This is a genomic window from Rhodoblastus acidophilus (assembly GCF_025961575.1).
Lineage (GTDB): Bacteria > Pseudomonadota > Alphaproteobacteria > Rhizobiales > Beijerinckiaceae > Rhodoblastus > Rhodoblastus acidophilus_C.
Map to the genome: position 1 here is coordinate 1 of NZ_JAOQNX010000002.1, position 19529 is coordinate 19529.

At 66.7% G+C, this 19529-nt stretch carries 17 protein-coding genes and 2 pseudogenes; 13 read left to right on the forward strand and 6 right to left on the reverse strand.

Annotated features, from left to right (window positions below; all coding sequences use genetic code 11):
• Together M2320_RS01250 and M2320_RS01255 are read right to left on the reverse strand one after the other, a co-directional pair.
• A pseudogene (locus M2320_RS01250) lies at positions 1-2394 on the reverse strand (hypothetical protein); the annotation flags it as partial.
• Between the two features lie 353 nt (positions 2395-2747).
• On the reverse strand, positions 2748-3251 hold the full coding sequence (locus M2320_RS01255) for a tyrosine phosphatase family protein (RefSeq protein WP_264595736.1): 504 nt from the start codon (positions 3249-3251) through the stop codon (positions 2748-2750).
• A gap of 49 nt (positions 3252-3300) precedes the next feature.
• On the opposite strand from M2320_RS01255, the gene M2320_RS01260 reads away from it, so the two are divergent.
• From M2320_RS01260 to M2320_RS01275, 4 genes are read left to right on the forward strand one after another with little or no spacing between them, the layout of a single operon-like run.
• A complete protein-coding gene (locus tag M2320_RS01260; RefSeq protein ID WP_264595737.1) occupies positions 3301-4878 on the forward strand; it encodes a cobyric acid synthase in 1578 nt (525 codons plus the stop codon).
• Complete coding sequence (gene cobF / locus M2320_RS01265; protein WP_264595738.1) at positions 4878-5651, forward strand: precorrin-6A synthase (deacetylating); 774 nt, start codon at positions 4878-4880, stop codon at positions 5649-5651. The genes M2320_RS01260 and cobF overlap by 1 nt, the downstream gene beginning before the upstream one ends.
• Positions 5648-7036, forward strand: a complete 1389-nt coding sequence (locus tag M2320_RS01270; RefSeq protein ID WP_264595739.1) for a cobyrinate a,c-diamide synthase — start codon at positions 5648-5650, stop codon at positions 7034-7036. The genes cobF and M2320_RS01270 overlap by 4 nt, the downstream gene beginning before the upstream one ends.
• A gap of 11 nt (positions 7037-7047) precedes the next feature.
• Positions 7048-7374 carry a cysteine-rich small domain-containing protein gene (locus M2320_RS01275; protein WP_264595740.1) on the forward strand — a complete coding sequence of 109 codons (327 nt, stop codon included), beginning with the start codon at positions 7048-7050 and terminating at the stop codon, positions 7372-7374.
• Positions 7375-7526: 152 nt separating this feature from the next.
• On the opposite strand, the gene M2320_RS01280 is transcribed toward M2320_RS01275, so the two are convergent.
• The 3 genes and pseudogenes from M2320_RS01280 to M2320_RS01290 form a co-directional block, all read right to left on the reverse strand.
• Positions 7527-8348, reverse strand: a complete 822-nt coding sequence (locus M2320_RS01280; RefSeq protein ID WP_264595741.1) for an ABC transporter substrate-binding protein — start codon at positions 8346-8348, stop codon at positions 7527-7529.
• Positions 8345-9118: an ABC transporter ATP-binding protein gene (locus M2320_RS01285; protein ID WP_264595742.1), complete on the reverse strand. Its 774-nt coding sequence runs from the start codon at positions 9116-9118 to the stop codon at positions 8345-8347. The genes M2320_RS01280 and M2320_RS01285 overlap by 4 nt, the downstream gene beginning before the upstream one ends.
• Positions 9113-10092 (reverse strand): annotated as a pseudogene (locus M2320_RS01290) (FecCD family ABC transporter permease); the annotation flags it as partial. The pseudogene M2320_RS01290 and the gene M2320_RS01285, both read right to left, overlap by 6 nt.
• A 408-nt stretch (positions 10093-10500) precedes the next feature.
• On the opposite strand from M2320_RS01290, the gene tcuA reads away from it, so the two are divergent.
• The 5 genes from tcuA (at position 10501) to cobJ (ending at position 15116) form a co-directional block, all read left to right on the forward strand.
• Positions 10501-11757: an FAD-dependent tricarballylate dehydrogenase TcuA gene (tcuA, locus tag M2320_RS01295; protein ID WP_264595744.1), complete on the forward strand. Its 1257-nt coding sequence runs from the start codon at positions 10501-10503 to the stop codon at positions 11755-11757.
• The gene (gene tcuB, locus M2320_RS01300) at positions 11744-12820 is read left to right on the forward strand and encodes a tricarballylate utilization 4Fe-4S protein TcuB (protein ID WP_264595745.1); all 1077 of its coding nucleotides are present in this window, start codon (positions 11744-11746) and stop codon (positions 12818-12820) included. Before tcuA ends, tcuB begins: the two co-directional genes overlap by 14 nt.
• A 177-nt stretch (positions 12821-12997) precedes the next feature.
• A complete protein-coding gene (locus tag M2320_RS01305; protein WP_264595746.1) occupies positions 12998-13630 on the forward strand; it encodes a precorrin-8X methylmutase in 633 nt (210 codons plus the stop codon).
• A gap of 2 nt (positions 13631-13632) precedes the next feature.
• Positions 13633-14358, forward strand: a complete 726-nt coding sequence (locus tag M2320_RS01310; RefSeq protein ID WP_425540642.1) for a precorrin-2 C(20)-methyltransferase — start codon at positions 13633-13635, stop codon at positions 14356-14358.
• Positions 14355-15116 carry a precorrin-3B C(17)-methyltransferase gene (gene cobJ, locus M2320_RS01315; RefSeq protein WP_264595748.1) on the forward strand — a complete coding sequence of 254 codons (762 nt, stop codon included), beginning with the start codon at positions 14355-14357 and terminating at the stop codon, positions 15114-15116. Before M2320_RS01310 ends, cobJ begins: the two co-directional genes overlap by 4 nt.
• On the opposite strand, the gene M2320_RS01320 is transcribed toward cobJ, so the two are convergent.
• Positions 15098-15844 (reverse strand): cobalt-precorrin-6A reductase, encoded by a 747-nt coding sequence (locus M2320_RS01320; protein WP_264595749.1) that lies wholly within the window; start codon positions 15842-15844, stop codon positions 15098-15100. The two genes, cobJ and M2320_RS01320, sit on opposite strands and share 19 nt — an antisense overlap.
• 23 nt (positions 15845-15867) lie before the next feature.
• Between M2320_RS01320 and cbiE the strand changes: the two genes are divergently transcribed.
• Genes cbiE through M2320_RS01340 form a run of 4 tightly spaced genes read left to right on the forward strand, consistent with a single transcriptional unit; the run spans position 15868 to position 19527 of the window.
• Positions 15868-17070, forward strand: coding sequence for a precorrin-6y C5,15-methyltransferase (decarboxylating) subunit CbiE (gene cbiE, locus M2320_RS01325; protein WP_264595750.1), 1203 nt, complete (start codon positions 15868-15870; stop codon positions 17068-17070).
• Positions 17052-17447, forward strand: coding sequence for a cobalamin biosynthesis protein (locus tag M2320_RS01330; RefSeq protein ID WP_264595751.1), 396 nt, complete (start codon positions 17052-17054; stop codon positions 17445-17447). The genes cbiE and M2320_RS01330 overlap by 19 nt, the downstream gene beginning before the upstream one ends.
• Positions 17444-18214 (forward strand): precorrin-4 C(11)-methyltransferase, encoded by a 771-nt coding sequence (gene cobM / locus M2320_RS01335; RefSeq protein ID WP_184427348.1) that lies wholly within the window; start codon positions 17444-17446, stop codon positions 18212-18214. The genes M2320_RS01330 and cobM overlap by 4 nt, the downstream gene beginning before the upstream one ends.
• Positions 18211-19527: a cobyrinate a,c-diamide synthase gene (locus tag M2320_RS01340; protein WP_264595752.1), complete on the forward strand. Its 1317-nt coding sequence runs from the start codon at positions 18211-18213 to the stop codon at positions 19525-19527. The genes cobM and M2320_RS01340 overlap by 4 nt, the downstream gene beginning before the upstream one ends.
• Positions 19528-19529: the final 2 nt, after the last annotated feature.

The following is a 19529-nucleotide window of genomic DNA, read 5'->3' on the forward strand; positions in this document are numbered from 1 at the left end:
AGCCGCGATCTGGTCGGTGCTCAAGGCCACAGCCTGCGCCGTGGTCAGCACCGCGATCTGCGCCGTCTTCAGCGCCGCCGTCGCCGCCGTGCTCAGCGCATGGATTTGATCCGTGCCCATCGCCGCAATCGCGTCGGTGGTCAGAGACGCCGCCTGCGCCGCCCCCAGAATGGCGATCTGATCGGTCGTCAGCGCCTTGGCCTGGCTGGTCGACAGCGACGCCACCTGCGCCGAGGTCAAAGCCTTGGCCTGATCGGTCGACAGACCATGCACGTCAGCCGTGGTCAGAGCGCCGATCTGCGCCGTCGACAGCGCGGCGATGTCCTTGGTCGTGACCGCAGCGAGCTCGCTCGCCGTCAGCTTGGCGATATTGTCGGTGCTCAGGGCCACCGTCTGCGCCGTTGTCAAAGCCGCGATCTGGTCGGTGCTCAAGGCCACAGCCTGCGCCGTGGTCAGCACCGCGATCTGCGCCGTCTTCAGCGCCGCCGTCGCCGCCGTGCTCAGGGCATGGATCTGGTCCGTGCCCATCGCCGCGATCGCGTCGGTGGTCAGAGACGCCGCCTGCGCCGCCCCCAGAATGGCGATCTGATCCGTCGTCAGCGCCTTGGCCTGGCTGGTCGACAGCGACGCCACCTGCGCCGAGGTCAAAGCCTTGGCCTGATCGGTCGACAGACCATGCACGTCAGCCGTGGTCAGCGCGCCGATCTGCGCGGTGCTCAGCGCGGCGATGTCCTTGGTCGTGACCGCCGCGAGCTCGCTCGCCGTCAGCTTGGCGATATTGTCGGTGCTCAGGGCCACCGTCTGCGCCGTGGTCAAAGCCGCGATCTGGTCGGTGCTCAAGGCCACAGCCTGCGCCGTGGTCAGCACCGCGATCTGCGCCGTCTTCAGCGCCGCCGTCGCCGCCGTGCTCAGCGCATGGATTTGATCCGTGCCCATCGCCGCAATCGCGTCGGTGGTCAGGGACGCCGCCTGCGCCGCCCCCAGAATGGCGATCTGATCGGTCGTCAGCGCCTTGGCCTGGCTGGTCGACAGCGACGCCACCTGCGCCGAGGTCAAAGCCTTGGCCTGATCGGTCGACAGACCATGCACGTCAGCCGTGGTCAGAGCGCCGATCTGCGCCGTGCTCAGCGCGGCGATGTCCTTGGTCGTGACCGCCGCGAGTTCGCTCGCCGTCAACTTGGCGATATTGTCGGTGCTCAGGGCCACCGTCTGCGCCGTGGTCAAAGCCGCGATCTGGTCGGTGCTCAGCGCCACAGCCTGCGCCGTGGTCAGCACCGCGATCTGCGCCGTCTTCAGCGCCGCCGTCGCCGCCGTGCTCAGCGCATGGATCTGGTCCGTGCCCATCGCCGCAATCGCGTCGGTGGTCAGGGACGCCGCCTGCGCCGCCCCCAGAATGGCGATCTGATCGGTCGTCAGCGCCTTGGCCTGGCTGGTCGACAGCGACGCCACCTGCGCCGAGGTCAAAGCCTTGGCCTGGTCGGTCGACAGACCATGCACGTCAGCCGTGGTCAGCGCCGCGATCTGCTCGGTCTTCAGCGCCGCAATATCCTTGGTCGTGACCGCCGCGAGTTCGCTCGCCGTCAGCTTGGCGATATTGTCGGTGCTCAAGGCCACCGTCTGCGCCGTGGTCAAAGCCGCGATCTGGTCGGTGCTCAAGGCCACAGCCTGCGCCGTAGTCAGCACCGCGATCTGCGCCGTCTTCAGCGCCGCCGTCGCCGCCGTGCTCAAGGCATGGATCTGGTCCGTGCCCATCGCCGCGATCGCGTCGGTGGTCAGGGACGCCGCCTGCGCCGCCCCCAGAATGGCGATCTGATCGGTCGTCAGCGCCTTGGCCTGGCTGGTCGACAGCGACGCCACCTGCGCCGAGGTCAAAGCCTTGGCCTGGTCGGTGGTCAGCGAATGCACTTCAGCCGTGGTCAAAGCCGCGATCTGGGCGTTCGACAGCGCCGCGACGGCCTTGGTCGTCAAGGCGTCGACCTGGGCCGTCGTCAGCTTGGCGATATTGTCGGTGCTCAGCGCCGCCGCCTGCGCCGTGGTCAGCGCCTGGAAATCGTCGGTGGTGAGCGCGTGAATCTGGTCGGAGGAGAATGAGTTGATCTCGTAGGCCTGGATGACCGCAACCTGGGAGGTCGTGAGGCTGGCCATTTCGGTCGTGGACAGAACCAGCGCCTGGCTCGAGGTCAGGCCGGAAATGGCGCTCGCGGTCAGCGAGCTGATCTTCGCGCCGAAGGCGACAATTTCTTCAGTCTGGAATGCGGCCACCTGCTTGGAGGTCAGCTGCGCGGCCTGGGTCGTTGTCAGCGCGGCGATGTCAGCGGTGTTCAACCGTGAAATCGAAAGCGTGGAAAGCGCGGCAATCTGGGCGTTGGTCAGTGAGGAAATAATGGACGTCATGGCGCGGCGAGCCTTGCGGTTTGACTCTTTCGCACTGATCGCAGGCGAAAGCGGCCTTCTCGGAACGGAATCTCCCGGACGCGTGTCCGGGAACGGCATTGATTGGAGAAGACATGGCTCGCGCGAGCCTCGCGTCGGAAAAGCTTCATGCTTTCGGGCTCAATCACCCGATTCCAACGCCGCGCTGACGTTCGGAAATCTGCAGGCGTGAGCCAAACGCAGGGGTGTCCGATGCTATCCGCACATGGCGGCAAGCTAACCGGGGCGGGTAAAGCTTTCGTTAATTTGCAACCCAAGGTTGTCAAAGACCGCAGTGGCGATGCACTGCGCCAAAGTCCTCGATCTTGGCTTGGTCAGAGCGGCAGGACGAAGGCCGGCGCGTCGCCTTCAAATTCGCGCCCCCGGCCGATGGCGTCGATGGCGTCCACCATCAAGCCGCCGCGGCCCAAAAGATCGTCGGCGAGCGAGACCAGCAGCCGGTTGGGGGTGGCGATCGGGGAAACGCTTCGCAAATTCTGGGCGAGAGCATGCTCTTTTCCAGGAGCGCGGGCGCAGGCGATGATATAGGCGGCGGCCGGCGAGCGGCTTACCCCCATCCAGCAATGAACCAGAACGTCCTCGTCCGGCGCGCAGGCGCTTCCAAACTCCAGAATCGCGCCGACCACGGCCTCGTCGGGCGGCACAAGGCCCGGCCCGGGGGCGGTGACATCGTTAAAAGCCAGGATTTTGTGATCGGGCGGCAGCGGGCTCGTATCGAAGATCACCAGCTGCCAGGGCGCGAGCAGAGAGAGCGAACGCGAAAAATTGTGTTTGGCGGCCAGGCTCTCGACGTGGCAAAGGGGGCTGACGATGATCACGCCCCTTCCTATCGTTCGCCCCGGCAGGAAGTCAAACCCTGAGCCCCAGATGATCCCAGCGCAAGCCGCCGACCTGATCGCCCGCATCCAGTATACGCCGCGCCCGGACGACGGCCCCCGCCGCGCCAAAAGCCTGATGATCCAAGGCACCAGCTCCGATGTCGGCAAGAGCATGGTGGTGGCGGGCCTGTGCCGGGCCTATGCGCGGCGGGGCTTGGTCGTGCGCCCGTTCAAGGCGCAGAACATGAGCAATAACGCGGCGGTGGCGGCCAATTCCGACCTGCCCCCCGGCCCCGATGGGCTGATCCCGCGGGGCGAGATCGGCCGGGCGCAGGCGCTCCAGGCGCGCGCATGCTTTGCGGAACCGTCGATCCACATGAATCCGGTGCTTTTGAAGCCGCAGAGCGACATTGGCGCCCAAGTGGTGTTGCGCGGCCGGGTTCTCGGCAATTGCCCCGCCAAAATCTACCATCACATGCGCCGCCAGCTGATGCCGGCCGTGGTCGACAGTTTTGAGCGGCTGGCGCGCGAGTCCGACCTCGTCATCGTCGAGGGCGCGGGCAGCGGCGCCGAAGCGTATTTGCGCTCCTCCGACATCACCAACATGCGTTTTGCCGAGGAAGCCGACCTGCCCGTCATCTTCCTCTCCGACATCGATCGCGGCGGGACCATGGGCGCCATTGTCGGCACCTGGGCGCTGCTGAGCGAAGCCGACCGCGCCCGCGTCGTCGGCTATATCGTCAACAAGTTTCGCGGCGATTTTTCCATTTTCGAGCCGGGCTGCGTCACCATCACCGAGCACACCAACTGGCCGTTTTTGGGCGTTTTGCGCTGGTTCCCCGCCGCCGAGCGCCTGCCCGCGGAAGATTCGCTGGCGCTGGAGCGCGCCGCCGCCGGCAGCCAGGGCAAGCTGAAAATCGCGGTTCTGCGCCTGCAACGCGTCGCCAATTTCGACGACCTCGACCCGCTGGTGGCGGAGCCCGACGTCAACCTGCAATGGATTCAACCGGGAACCCCCATTCCCGGCGATGTCGATGTGGTCATCATTCCCGGCTCCAAATCGACCCGCACCGAACTCGACCTGATCAAGCGCGAGGGCTGGGATATCGACATCCGCGCCCATGTCCGCCGCGGCGGACGCGTGCTCGGCCTGTGCGCCGGCTACCAGATTCTGGGCCGCGTCGTCCGCGACCCCCAGGGCATCGAGGGGCCGCCCGGCGAAACTGAAGGCCTGGGTCTGCTCGATCTCGAAACGGAAATGTCCGACGAAAAGCGCCTTGTCGACATTGACGCCCTCGACCATGTGACCGGGGTGCGGGTCACCGGCTATGAAATGCATATGGGCCGCACCACCGGCCCCGGCCTGGAGCGGCCCTGGATGATCCTCGATCACGGCGATGGCGCGTTCAAGCCGGAGGGCGCGGTTTCGCCTGACGGACGCGTGGTCGGCGCCTATGTCCATGGCGTGTTCGGCGGCGATGCTTTTCGAACCGCCTGGTTGAAGCAATTGGGGGCGCAAATCTCGAATCTGGCGTTTGAGGAGCGCGTCGAACAAACCCTTGAGGCTCTGGCCGACCATATCGAGGCCAATCTCGACCTCGACGCTCTTATAAAATTGGCGCGATAATGCGGACCATTTGTCTCATTGGCATGGGCCCCGGCGACCCCGAATTTTTGACCGCGCAGGCGGTCGAGGCCTTGCGCGCTTGCGACGTGTTCTTCCTTTTGGAAAAGCCGGGACGCGGCAAAGAGTTTTTGGGCGACGCGCGCCGAAAAATCCTCGACCTGCATCGCGGTCCCGGCGCCTATCGCATCGTCACCGCGGAAAGCCCGCCGCGCGCCCCGGCGCAGGAGGGGTATCTCGACGTGGTCGCCGACTGGCATGCGGCGAAAGCCGAGATTTTTGGCAAATTGTTCGCCGAGCATTTGCAGGACGGCGAAAAGGGCGGCGTGCTGGTCTGGGGCGATCCCGCCCTTTACGACAGCAGCATCGCCATTCTGCGCCGGGTTCAGGCGCACTATCCCGGCGAATTCGCGGTGGAGGTGACGCCCGCTGTCAGCAGCCTGCATCTGCTCGCCGCGCGCCATGCGATTTCCCTGCATGAAATCGGCGGCGATTTTCTGGTGACGACGGCGCGGCGGCTGCTGTCCGGCGCCGCCAAAGGGTTTGACTCCCTCGCGGTCATGCTCGATTCCAACGCCGCCTTCGCCCAGATCGACCCGGAAGACTTTTATATCTATTGGGGCGCCTATCTCGGCACCGAGCACGAGGTTTTGGAGTCCGGTCCGCTGAAGGAAATCGGCCCGGCGCTTGCGGAAAAGGTGCGCCTCGAAAAAGAGCGCCACGGCTGGATTCTCGACATTTATCTGCTGCGACGGCGAACGGAGCCCGCTGCTTGACGGCCAGGATCGTTGTTTCAGGCGCGGGCTCAGGCTCAGGCAAAACCCTTCTCACCGCGGGGCTGATCGGCGCGCTGCGCCGGCGCGGTTTTCGCGTTCAGCCGTTCAAATGCGGCCCCGACTATATCGATCCCGGCTGGCTCGGCGCGGCGGCCGGGCGGCCCTGCCGCAATCTCGACGCCTGGATGCTCGGCGTCTCCGGCATGCGCGACAGTTTTGCGCGCGCCTGCGCCGACGCCGATATCGCCGTGATTGAGGGCGTGATGGGCCTGTTCGACGGCGCCGGTTTTGAGAGCGACGAGGGGTCCACGGCCGCCATCGCCGCCGCGCTCGGGGCGCCGGTTCTGCTCATTCTCGATATTTCCGGCGCGGCGCGCAGCGCGGCTGCGACGGCTTTGGGGTTCGCGCGGTTCGATCCCGAAAAGCCGGTCGCGGCTCTGGCGCTGAATTTCGCGGGGTCCGAGGGGCACGCGAAGGGCTGCGCCGCCGCGATCGCGCAAAAGACCGGTCTGCCGACGCTCGGCTGGATGCTGCGCAAGAACGCCCTGACCATTCCCGAGCGGCATCTGGGCCTCGATCTCGCCGCGCTCAACGAGGGCCGCGAGGCGACGCTGGCCGCGGTCGCCGAGGCGGTGGCGCAAAATTTCGACCTCGACGCCCTGCTTGCCCTTGCCCACAGCGCCCCCGCCCTTCCCGTGCAAAATGTTTCGGCCCAGAGCGCGGCGAGCGACGGGCCGATCCTCGCCTTGGCCAGCGACCCCGCCTTCTCCTTCTATTATCAGGACGACATCGACATTTTGGCAGCCGCCGGGGCGCGCGTCGTCCGCTTCAGCCCAGTGGCGGGCGACACCCTGCCCGAGGGAACAGCCGGCGTCTTCCTGGGCGGCGGCTATCCCGAGCTTTTCGCCCGCGAGATCGCCGCGAACACGCGGCTTTGGCGCGACCTGCGCGCCCTCCACGACAAGGGCGCGCCGATCCTGGCGGAGTGCGGCGGGTTCATGGCGCTGACGGAAGCCTTGATCGATCTCGACGGCGTCCGCCATCCCATGGCGGGTTTGGTGCCCGGCGCGGTGAAAATGACGCAACGGCTCGCTTCACTCGGCTACCGCCGCGCCACGGCGCTGGTCGACACGCCGCTGCTGCGCACCGGCGAGTCCTTGCGCGGACACGAATTCCACTACAGCATCTGGGAGCGTGAGGATGCGCCGCCCGCGCCGGCCTGGCGTCTGCAAGGCAGCCGCGACTCTTCGCCGGTCGCCCTCGCCGGCCACGCGGAGCGCGGGCTGCTCGCCAGCTATGTCCACATTCCCCTGGCGCAACGGCCCGAACTCGCCGCGCGTTTTGTAGAGCAGATGCGGGCTTTCGCCGGCCCCAACGAACAATAAGGAGCATGCGCATGGAGCCGAAAGACAGCACCGCCAAGACGGGCTACATGGGGTTCACCAACACAGCCTGTCCTTTTTATCCGTGCCACCAGGGCGTCGAGCGCGAGTTCAACTGCCTGTTTTGCTACTGCCCGCTGATCGCCTATGAGTGTCCCGGTCCCTACAGCGTCATCGTCGACCGCAACGGCATGAAACGAAAAGATTGTTCGGCCTGCACCCTGCCGCACAACGGCTACAAGAAGGCGTGGAATTTTATTCAACGCTGGCTGGAGAAGCCGGTAATCTGGGACGGACACGAACAGGACCCCAACCGCATCAAGGACGCGGCGTCGGAGTAAACGCGTGGACCACCCTCGTGCTTCGAGACGGCCCTTCGGGCCTCCTCAGCATGAGGGCTACTGAAATATAAAGAATTCCCTCATGGTGAGGAGGCCGCGAAGCGGCCTGCTGAGCTTGTCGAAGCATCGAACCATGGATATCGGAACCGCGTCTAACGACCGGTCCCGCTCATCGCCTCGGACAGGCGGTCCAGCGCGGCGGGCAGCATCGGCCCGCCGCAAATGGTCAGTTGCTCTGGGATGACAATGCGGCGCTCCGGCGGATAATTGCGGTCGAGCGCGGGATGCAGCAGCAGCGCCTTGCCCTGGTCCTCCGCGCTTGGCGCCGCCTCCGCCACGAGGATCAGGTCGGGTTTTGCAGCGATGATGGTTTCGAGCGAGACAAAGCCGCCGGTTTTCAGCCCCAGCTCGCCCGCCGCATTGGCGAGCCCAGCCGTGGCCAGCAGCGACGACAGCAAATTGTTGGTTCCGGCGATCCAGCCGCGCCGCGACACCGCGAGAATTTTGGGATGTCCTTGCGCCGCTTTCGTGCGGGCGCGGGCCGCCGCGACATCGATCTTTTCGTTGAGCGCGCTGGCGCGCTCGGGATGGCCGACAATGTCGCCGACGCGGCGCACCTGGGCCTTGACCTCGTCGATGCTGCGGGGAACATCGAAATCCACGACCTTGATCTTTTGATCTTCGAGCAAATCGCGCGTCGCCTTTTTCCCATATTTTCCGGCGAGCACCAGATCGGGTTTCAGGGCGATAATGTCTTCCGCCTCGCCGGTCAGACGCGGATATTTTTTGGCGTCCTCGGCCAGCCAGGACAGGCTGGCGTCGCGCGAATAGGGGCCGAGGCCGGCGATTTGTTCCGGATCGGCCAGGGTCTGCAAGAGCTGGTCCGCGCACATGTTGATCGAAGCGATGCGCAGCGGCGCTGCTTGCGCAGCCCCCACCAGCAGCGCCGCAACGGCCAGCGTTCTAAAAATCATCGGGCGGTCCAGGGCACGATCACGGGTTCGCTGGCGTGCTCGCATCTAAAAATGTCGATGGCGAAGACATCGGCCAATTGCGCGGACGACAGCACGGCGTCCGGCGTTCCCGCCGCCTCAAGGCGCCCGTCGCTGAGCAGCAGGACCCGGTCGGCGAAGCGGGCGGCCGCGCCGAGATCATGGGTGACGACGAAAACCAGCGCGCCCTCGCGCGCCTGGTGGCGCAGCAGCGCCATGATCGACAGCTGGTAATGCGGATCGACGGAGGCCGTCGGCTCGTCGGCGAACAGGACCGGGGCTTGCGTCGCCAGCGCGCGGGCGACCGCGACGCGCCGCCGTTCGCCGCCGGACAGTTTTGTCACGGGACGATCGGCCATCGCCTGGAGATCGACGACATCGAGCGCCTGCTCGACGGCAAGGAGGTCGCGCCCGGAAAGCCGGTCGGGCCGCGAGGCGCCATGCGGAAAACGCCCGAGCGCGACGACGTCGCGGACCGGCAGCGGCCAATGGACGGAATCGTCCTGCGGCACATAGGCGAATTTTTGCGCGCGCTGCGCCACGGAAAGACCGCGCACGTCCACGCCGGCGAAAACCATGCCGCCTTCGCTGGGGATCAGGCCGGCCAAGGCGCGCAACAGCGTGGTCTTGCCGGCGCCGCTCGGCCCGACCAGCGCGACGAGACTGCCGTTTTCCGCATCAAAACAAATGCTTCGCAGGACCTGCCGGCCGGCGAGGCGGACGCTGAGGTCGCGGACTTCAAAACCGCTCATGCCGCCGCCTCCAGTTTCCGGCGCTCGCGGAACACCAGATAGAGGAAGAAAGGCACGCCGATCAGCGAGGTGAGCACGCCGACCTTGATCGAAGAGGTCGAGGGGATCAGGCGCACGGCGATGTCGGCGGCGAGCAGCAGCGCCGCGCCGGCAAAGGCGCTGGGCGCGAGCAGCCGGCCGGGATCGTGCCCGACCAGCGGGCGCATCAGATGCGGCACGACCAGGCCGATAAAGCCGATGGTTCCCGAGACCGCGACCGAGGCGCCGACGCCCAGCGCCACGCCGAGAATGACGTGCAAGCGCAAAGCCGAGACATTGACGCCGAGGCTCTGCGCCGCCTCCTCGCCGAGACTCAGCACGCGAAACGCGTCGCGCCGGGCGAACAGCAGAAAGGCGCCACAGGCCATGAACGGCCAGGCCAGCAGCACATGACGAAAGCTGCGGTCGTCCAGCGAACCCAGCAGCCAGAACGAGATTTCCAGCGCCGCGAACGGGCTCGCCGCCAGATTGAGCGCCAGCGCGGTGGCGGCGCCGGCGAGGCTCGACAGCGCCAGACCCGCGAGGATCAGCAGCAGCAGATTGGACTCGCGCCCGACAATGGCGACCAGGACGAAGGCGGACAGAAACGCCATCAGGATCGCCGACAGCGGCAAGGCGAAGGACAGGGCGTCGCCCAGACCCGTGGCGATGGCCAGCACCGCGCCGAAGGCCGCCGCCTGCGGCGCGCCGAACAGCGAGGGCGCCGCGAGCGGATTGCGCAACAACCCCTGCAAGGCCGCGCCGGAGAGGCCGTGCATGGCGCCGATGGTGGCGGCGAGCAGGGTGCGCGGCAGACGGATTTCCTGGACGATGGCGCGCTGCGCCTCGGTGGCGCCGCCGAACAGGGCGTCCACGACCGTCGGGATCGGCAGATGCACGGCGCCGACGCCGAGAGACGCCAAAGCCAGCACGCAGACCAGCGCCGGAAGCAGCACATTCAGCAGGGAACGCTGGGATGACAGCAAGAAAGACCTCTTTGCAGGCGAGCGCCTGCTCGAAGGCGCGAAAGGACCGTCTTGCGGTCGAGGCGGGGCAAGCCGCCAGTCCGTCTTACGCCCATCCATCCGGCGCGCAGACGGACTTCTCTGTAATTACGAATTTTTATTGACGCAAGGGTCGCCCGTCCGGGGCTGTTCACACGTCGCCAGACGGCTTACAAGGGCGCAAGTCGACAAACACGCAAGCATCCGGAAAAATATGCCGTTTGAGGTCGTCATGGCCGGGCCTGTTCGCGCGGCGCCGCAATGCGACTCGTTGCGGCATAGTCCTTCGCGGGTTGGCGTGGATGCCCGGGACAAGCCCGGGCATGACGTGCGTGGCCGATGACCTCGTTCAGGGGCGACATGGCGCCAAACACAGTCGTGATCATCGGGGGCGGAATCGCCGGCCTGTGCGCCGCCATCGCGGCGCGCCGGCTCGGGGTCGACGCGCATGTGCTGGAAAGCGCCCCGCGCGCGCTGCGCGGCGGCAATGCGCGTCACGCCCGCAATTTTCGCATCGCCCACGAAACGCCGGTCTGGCACACGCCTGACGTCTATTCCGCCGCCGAGTTTCTGGCCGAACTGGAGAAAACAGGCTGCCCGGACGAGGGTTTTGCGCGCGGGCTGGTGGAGGATTCGGCTGGCGTCGCGGAGTGGCTGATGGGCTGCGGCGTCCTCCTGCAAGCCCCCGATGTCGGCGTGCTCCCCTATTCCCGGCGCACCGCTTTTCTGCTCGGCGGCGGCAAGGCGATGGTCAACGCGCTCTATGGCGCCGCGGCGCGCCTGGGCGTGAGCTTCGATTACGAAAGCGAGGCGGTCGGGCTCACCGAGGTTTTGGGCGGCTGGGAGGCGGAGGTCACGACTGGCGCAATGAAAAAACGGATCTTTGCGCGGGCCGTCGTCGTCGCTTCCGGCGGCCCCGGCGGCGATCCCGACTGGCGAAAGCAACACATTGGCGAAGGCGTATTGCTGCGAGGCGCCCGGTCTTCCAACGGTCGGCTGATGCAACTTTTGGCGGAACGCGGCTGCAAAACCCTCGGCGACCCCTCCTCCTGCCATATGGTCGCCGTGGACGCGCGGGGGCCGGAGGATGACGGCGGCATCGTCACCCGCATCACCGCCATTCCGCACGGACTGGTGGTGGACCGCCACGGGCGACGCGTCGAACTGGCGGGCGCGAGCCCAAAAAAATCCCATTACGCCCAATGGGGGGCGCGGATCGCAGCTTGCGACGGCGGCGTGGCGTTTCTCATCCTCGACGCGCACGGGTTTGCCAAAACCCTGCCGGCGGCGCTGGCGCCGATCCGCGCCGATAGGCTCGATGCGCTCGCCGGCAAGCTGGGGCTTGACGGCGCCGCATTGGCGGAAAGCGCTCCCCTTGGCGCGCCGCCGTTTTTCGCCTTTCCCATGCGCGCAGGCCTGACTTTCGTGCATTACGGTCTGGCGGCGGACGCGGACATGCGCCTGTGCAGGGAAGGCAACACAAGCCTGTTCGGCGCGGGCATGATCGTTGCGCCCAATTTTTTCACGCGGGGCTATATGGCCGGGCTGGGATTGACGCTGTCCGCCGTCACGGGACGGCGCGCCGGGGAGGCCGCCGCGCGCCATGTCCTCAACTGATGAAGCCGACCGCATCCTGAGGATTTGCGCCGCCTGCATGTATTGCGACGGCCTGTGCCCGGTGTTCCCGGCGCTGGCGGGCCAGCGCGATGATTTTGGCGACGCCTATCTCGCCAATCTCTGCCACAATTGCCGCGCCTGCTGGCACGCCTGCCAATATGCCCCGCCCCATCCCTTCGCCGTCAACGCGCCCGCCGTGCTGGCGCGGGTGCGGCGGCAAACCTATGCGGACCATGTCTGGCCGCGGGTCCTGCGCCATGGTTTTGAACGGCCGGCGCTCGGCGCGGTTTTTCTCGTCGCCGCGGCCCTTTTGACGCTGGCAATGCTAACCTTCGCCTCCTCGCACGGACAATCCGGCTTTTACTCCGTCGTCCCCTGGGGCGTGATGGCGGGCCTGGGCGGCGGCGCCCTGACTTTTGCGACCATCAGCATGGCGGTTTCGACCCTGCGGTTTTGGCGGACGATTTCCGCGGATTTGCAGCCCGGCCGGCTCGGCCCGGCGCTGTGGCGGGCCGCCATGGACATTGTCACCCTGCGCCACCTCGACGGCGGCGGCCCCGGTTGCCATGACATCGGCCCCGGCTTTTCGCGGAGCCGAAAAATTTTCCATCACCTGATGGCGGGCGGCGTGCTGCTGGCTTTCGCCTCAACCCTTGTCGCCGCTGCTTACGAGCATTTTTGGGGGCTCTCCCCGCCCTTCCCGCTCGCCAGCCCGCCGGTGCTATTGGGACTGGCGGGCGGTCTCGGCATTGTCGCGGGCGCGGCGGGTCTGCTGGCGCTCGAAACGCGGATGGAGCGCGAGGTCTCGGAACCCGGCGAAACCCAGCTCAACGTCATTTTCCTGATCGCCCTGCAGCTCGTTGCGCTGAGCGGCCTCGCCTTGCTGTTTTTCCGCGATACCCCGGCGATGGGACCGCTGCTGCTGGGCCACCTCAGCCTCGTCACCGGCTTTTTTCTCGCCCTGCCCGCGACCAAGGCGCTGCACGCGCCGTTCCGCGCCGCCGCGCTGCTGCGCCACGCCTTTTCGCGAACGCCCAAAACCCGAGCTGTCGCGTCGGATTGACAAGGGCGACCGTCTCGGCCAAGTAGGCGCCGCGACGGTCCTCGCGCAAAAAATGCGCAGGCGCCCTCGGCAAGCCGAAAGGCTTGATCCGAAAGCCTCAAACCCGTCCAGAGCTGGAAGACTTGGGGACGTCTCGTTGGGGGCGCGTCAAAACCCGCCCCGATGGGAGTGAGCGTCATGTCGAGCTATGATTATGTCCGCGAAGGCGACGAAATCTACCGCCGCTCCTTCGCCATCATCCGCAGCGAGGCGGATTTGGGTCGGTTCGCGCCGGGCGTGGAGGAACGCCTCGCCGTGCGCATCATCCACGCCTGCGGCATGACCGAAGTCGCCTCGGCCCTCGCCTTTGCGCCCGGCGCGGCGGAAGCCGGCGCGGCGGCTTTGGCGGCCGGAGCGCCGATTTTTTGCGACGCGCAAATGGTCGCCCATGGGGTCACCCGCGCCCGGCTGCCCGCCAACAACGAAGTCATCTGCACCCTGTCCGACCCGCGCGTGCCCGAGCAGGCGAAGGCGCGCGGCCTGACCCGCTCGGCGGTCGCCGCCGATCTGTGGCGGGATCGGCTGGCCGGCTCGGTGGTCGCCATCGGCAATGCGCCGACCACATTGTTTCGTCTTCTCGAAATGTTCGCCGAGGGCGCGCCCATGCCGGCCTGCATCATCGGCATGCCCGTCGGCTTTGTCGGCGCGGCCGAATCCAAGGATGCGCTGATCGAATTCCCGGGCGCGCCGCATCTGGTGGTGCGCGGACGGCGCGGCGGCAGCGCCATGGCGGCGGCGGCGATCAATGCGCTCGCGAGCGCGAAGGAGTGAGCGTGTCGGGTCGTCTCTATGGCATAGGTCTGGGTCCGGGCGATCCCGAACTTTTGACCGTGAAGGCCGTGCGGCTGCTGAAAAGCTGTTCGGTCGTCGCCTATTTTTGCAAGTCGGGCCGACGCGGCAATGCGCGCGCCATCGCCGACCGCTGGATTCCGGAAGGTTGCGAGGAATTGCCGCTCGGCTATCCGCTGACCACGGAAGTTCCGTTCGACTCGCCCGAATATGTGTCGGCGCTCTCAGGTTTTTACGAGGAGGCGCGGGCCAGACTGGCGGAACGGCTGCGCAACGGCCAGGATGTGGCGCTGATCGCCGAGGGCGATCCGCTGTTCTACGGCTCGTTCATGCATTTGTTCATCCGTCTCAAGGACGAATTTGACACTGAGATCGTGCCTGGAGTCACCGGCATGGCCGGCTGCGCCGCGGCGGCGGGCGCGCCGATGACCTGGGGCGACGACATTTTGTCGGTGCTGCCGGGCACCCTGCCCTACGAGGCCCTGGTGGAAAAGCTGCGCCAGACCGACGCCGCCGTGGTGATGAAGCTCGGCAAGAATTTCGGCAAGGTGCGGCGCGCCTTCGCCGAGACCGGCCGGCTGGAGCGGGCCATCTATGTCGAGCGCGGCGCCATGCCGGATCAAAAGGTGATCCCGCTGGCCGAAAAGCTTAGCGATGACGCGCCCTATTTCTCGCTGATCCTGATGCCGGGACAGGGGCGGCGGCCATGACCGGAAAAATTTTTGTGATCGGCCTCGGGCCGGGGCCGGCGCATTGGCTGACCCCCGAAGCCAGCGCCGTTCTTGAACAAGTGACCGATCTCATCGGCTATTTTTCCTATGTTGACCGCATTGCGCCTCGCCCCGGCCTGACCATCCATGGCAGCGACAACCGCGTCGAACTCGACCGTTCTCGCCATGCTCTGGAACTGGCCTGTTCGGGAAAAATCGTCGGGGTGGTCTCGGGCGGCGATCCCGGCGTGTTCGCCATGGCGGCGGCTGTGCTGGAGGCGGTCGAGAATGGGCCGGAAGAGTGGCGCGGCCTCGATATCGAGGTTTTGCCCGGCGTGAGCGCCATGCAGGCGGCGGCGGCGCGGCTGGGCGCCCCGCTTGGCGGCGATTTCTGCGCCATTTCGCTCTCCGACAATCTCAAACCCTGGGAGCTGATCGAGCGCCGGCTCAAGGCGGCCTCGGACGGCGATTTTGTTGTCGCCCTCTACAATCCCGCGTCGAAAGCGCGGCCGAAACAGATTTTCGACGCCTTCGCTTTGCTGCGGACCCTGCGTCCCGCCTCAACCCCGGTCGCTTTCGCGCGCGCGGTCGGCCGGCCCGACGAGCGCATCGTTCTGACAACGCTTGGCGAGGCCGATCCGGGCCTCGCCGACATGAGCACGCTGGTCATGATCGGCGCCACCACCACGCATCTGATCGCGCGACCGGACGGGCGGCCGTTCGTGCTGACCCCGCGCTTCTATGAGGCCGGACAGTGAGCCTCGATCCACGCCAGCGCGTCCCCGATGTTTTCGAACACCGGGCGCTCCGGCGTTTTCGGGCGGCGGATCATCACCACCGGCAGTTTTTCCACGCGCGCCGCGTCGATTTTGGCGCGCGTCGCCTCGCCGCCAGCGTTTTTGCTCACCAAAATGTCGATCTTCTTGTCGCGCATCAGGGCGATTTCGTCGGCGACCGTGAACGGCCCGCGCGCCAGCACCAGATCGAGCGAGGCGGGCAGCGCCTCGGCGTCGGGCGCGTCGATGGCGCGCAGGACGAAATGATGCGGGCTTCCGGCAAAGGCGCCCGCCTGCTGGCGGCCGATGGCGAGGAACACGTTTTTTTTCGGCGTCTCCCCAAGAGCAGCGGCGGCCTCCACGGCGCTGTCCACCTCGATCCAGTCGTCGCCCTCGCCGGCAACCCACGGGGCGCGTGTGAAGGCGCACAGCGGCGTGTTGGTCGCCGCACAGGCTTGCGCCGCATTGCGCTTCATTTGGGCGGCGAAGGGGTGCGTGGCGTCGATCACGGCGTTGATGCGCTCGTCCCGGAGATAGGACACCAAACCTTCGACGCCGCCAAACCCGCCGCTGCGCGTCGGCAGGGGCATGGGAGCGGGGTTTTTGGTGCGCCCGGCCAGCGACAGGATGGCGTCGAGATCGGCGCGTTGCGAAAGGGTTTTCGCCAGCAAGGTCGCCTCGCTGGAGCCGCCGAGAATCAATATTCGCATAACAAACCTTTGGGGTCCTGGTCATGAGCGCGCCCTGGCTGACCATTGTCGGGCTCGGCGAGGACGGGCTTGAGGGACTGTCCTTAGCCGCGCGGCAGCGGATCGCGCAAGCGCGGCTCGTCGTCGGCGGCCTCAGGCACTTGCAGTTGATCGGCGAGACGGCGGGCGAGCGCCTCGCCTGGCCTTCGCCTTTGCAGGAGGCGTTTCCCAAAATTTTGGCGCGGCGCGGCGAACCCGTCGTGGTGCTGGCCTCCGGCGATCCGTTCTTTTTTGGCGTCGGCTCGCTGCTGGCGCAGATCGTTCCGCCCGCCGAAATTCTGTGTCTGCCGCAACCCTCCGCTTTCAGCCTCGCCGCCAGCCGGCTTGGCTGGGCGTTGCAGGATTGCGCGCTGGTCACCCTGCACGGGCGCGCGCTGGAGAAAATTATTCCGCATTTGCAGCCTGAGGCGCGCGTGCTGGCGCTTTCGTGGGACGGGGATACGCCCGCGAAACTGGCGGCTTTGCTGCGGGACAGGGGCCTGGGCGCATCGCAGCTTACGGTCTGCGAAGCCATGGGCGGTTCTCGCGAGCTGTTGCGCACCGCGACGGCGGAAAGTTTTGATATTGCGGGCGTCGACCCGCTCAACACCATCGCGCTCGAAGTTTTGGGCGACGGCGTTCGCATTCCACCAAAAAGGCCGGGACTGCCCGACGACTGGTTCGAGCACGACGGCCAGATCACCAAGCGCGAAATGCGCGCCCTGACGCTGTCCCAACTGGCGCCTCGGCCTCGGGACCTGCTTTGGGATGTCGGCGCCGGCTCCGGCTCCATTTCCATCGAATGGCTGCTTTCGGACCCGTCGACGCACGCGATCGCCATCGAAAAGAACGCGGAACGCTGCGCGCGCATCCGCCGCAATGCGGCCGCGCTGGGCGTCCCGCATTTGACCGTCATCAAGGGCGAGGCGCCCGACGCGCTGCAAAATCTGGAAAAACCCGACGCCATTTTCGTCGGCGGCGGTTTTACCGCACCCGGCTTGATCGACCTGTGCTGGAACGCGCTGGCGCCGCGCGGGCGTCTGGTCGTCAACGCCGTGACCCTGGAAAGCCAGGCCGACCTGTTCGCCGCGCAGCGCCGGTTGGGCGGCGAACTGTTGCAGACCCAGTTCGCCCATGCCGACGCCGTCGGTCGCTTTCGCGGTTTCCGCCCGTTGATGCCGAGCGTGCAATGGAGCGTGACCAAGTGAGCGTGGCGGTGGGCGTCGGGTTCAGCACGCTTGCTACGGCGGAGGCCATCGCAAGAGGCGTGCGCCTTGCGCTTGAGCGCGCCGGCAAAACCGCCGACGCGCTACACACCAGCTCGCGCAAGCGCGAGAGCGCGCCGCTCAAGGAAGCCGCCAACGCCTTGCGCCTAAAACTCGTCTTCCACGACGAGGCGGATTTGCAAAAGCGCGATGCGGAGGTGGTTTCGCGCTCCTCGCTGGTCATGACGCTCGCCGGCGTCGGCAGCCTCGCCGAAGCCGCCGCGCTCGCCGGCGCGGGCGACAATTCGCGCCTGATCGTGGAAAAATTCAGCCTGAACGGCGTCTCCTGCGCCGTCGCCATCGCCTCGGAGTTGTCATGACCGTGCATTTCATCGGCGCCGGACCGGGCGCGGCCGACCTCATCACCTTGCGCGGCCGCGACCTGATCGCACGCTCGCCGGTCTGCCTCTACGCGGGCTCGCTGGTGCCCAAGGCCTTGCTCGATTATTGCCCGCCCAACGCGCGCATCGTCGACACCGCGCCGATGAGCCTCGACCAGATCGAAGCCGAATTTTTACGCGCGCACGAGGCCGGCGAGGATGTGGCGCGGCTGCATTCTGGCGACCTCTCGATCTGGAGCGCGCTCGCCGAACAGACCCGCCGCCTCGACCGGCTCGGCATTCCCTATGACGTTACGCCAGGCGTGCCCGCCTTCGCCGCCAGCGCCGCCTTGCTGCGGCGCGAGCTGACTGTTCCCGAAGTCGCGCAATCCTTGGTTCTGACCCGCACCAGCGGGCGCGCCTCCGCCATGCCGGACAGTGAAAGCTTGGCCGCCTTCGCCAAAACCGGCGCGACGCTCGCCATCCATCTGTCGATCCATGTGCTCGACAAGCTGGTGGCGGAACTCACCCCGATCCTCGGCGCGGATTGCCCCGTCGCCATCATTTTCCGCGCCTCCTGGCCCGACGAACAGGTTTTGCAGGGCACGCTCGCCGACATCGAGGCGAGTTTTGCCAGATCGCCGGTCGAGCGCACCGCTCTGGTGCTGGTGGGACGGGCGCTGTCGTCAGAGGATTTTCGCGAGAGCGCGCTTTACGATCCCGATTACCTGCGCCGCTACCGGCCGCAGCGCGGCGGCGCGGAATGAAGGGTTTTGTCATCGCCGCGCCGCGCTCGGGCGGCGGCAAGACCACGGTCGCGCTCGGGCTGATGCGGGCGTTTCGCCAGCGCGGCCTGCGCGTCGGCGCAGTGAAAAACGGGCCTGACTATATCGACAGCGCCTTTCATGGCGCCGCCACGGGGCGTCCAAGCTTCAATCTCGACAGCTGGGCGATGGACGATTGTTTGGTCGCCGGACTCGCGGCGACCGCGGCGCAAGACGCCGACCTGTTGATCGCCGAGGGCTCCATGGGCCTGTTCGACGGCGCGCCCGGCGATTTGGCCCGCAATGGCGCGTCGGCCACTCTGGCGAAAAAGCTTGGGCTGCCGGTCGTTCTGGTTCTCGATGTCTCCGGACAGGCGCAGACGGCGGCGGCGGTCGCCCTGGGCTGCGCGCGCTTCGATCCCGAGGTCAAACTCGCCGGCGTGATCCTCAACAAGGCGGGCGGCGAACGGCATGTTCGGCTGGCGGCCTCCGCGCTTGAAACCATCGGCTTGCCAGTGTTGGGCGCCCTGCCCCGCGACGCCAAGATCGTGCTGCCCGAGCGCCATCTCGGGCTGGTCCAGGCCGCCGACACCGCCGATCTCGGCGCCAAACTCGACGCCCTCGCCGCTTTCGTCGGCGCCCATATCGATCTGGATGCGCTGCGGGCCGCGGCGCAGCCAATGGTCCCTGCGTCCGCTCGAACCAATGCGCTGGACCCGCCCGCCCAAAGAATCGCGGTCGCGCGCGACGCCGCCTTTTCCTTCCTCTATCCGCATCTGCTGCTGGGCTGGCGCCGCGCCGGGGCCGAGATTTCGTTTTTCTCGCCACTGCAAGACGAACCGCCGCCGCGCGACGCCGATTTCTGCTGGCTGCCGGGCGGCTATCCGGAATTGCATGCGGGAAAACTGGCGAACGCCCAAAAATTTCTCCAGGGCTTGCGGGCCTTTGCCTCGGAAAAACCGGTGCACGGCGAGTGCGGGGGCTATATGGCGCTGGGCGAAATCCTGACCGACGCCGATGGCTTGCGCCACCGCATGGCCGGCCTGCTCTCCGTCTCCACCAGTTTCGCCAAGCGCAAGCTGACGCTCGGCTATCGCCACGCGACGCTCGCGGCGGATGGCGCGCTCGGGCCACGCGGGAAAATTCTTCTGGGGCACGAGTTTCACCACGCGACCATCGAAACGCTTGGCGACGATCCGGCTTTCGCCCTAGCCTGCGACGCCCATGGCGGCGAGAAGAAGCCCGTGGGCTCCCGTCGCGGGCGCGTCACCGGCTCGTTTTTTCATGTCATCGCGGCGAGCAACGAGGGTTCATGACG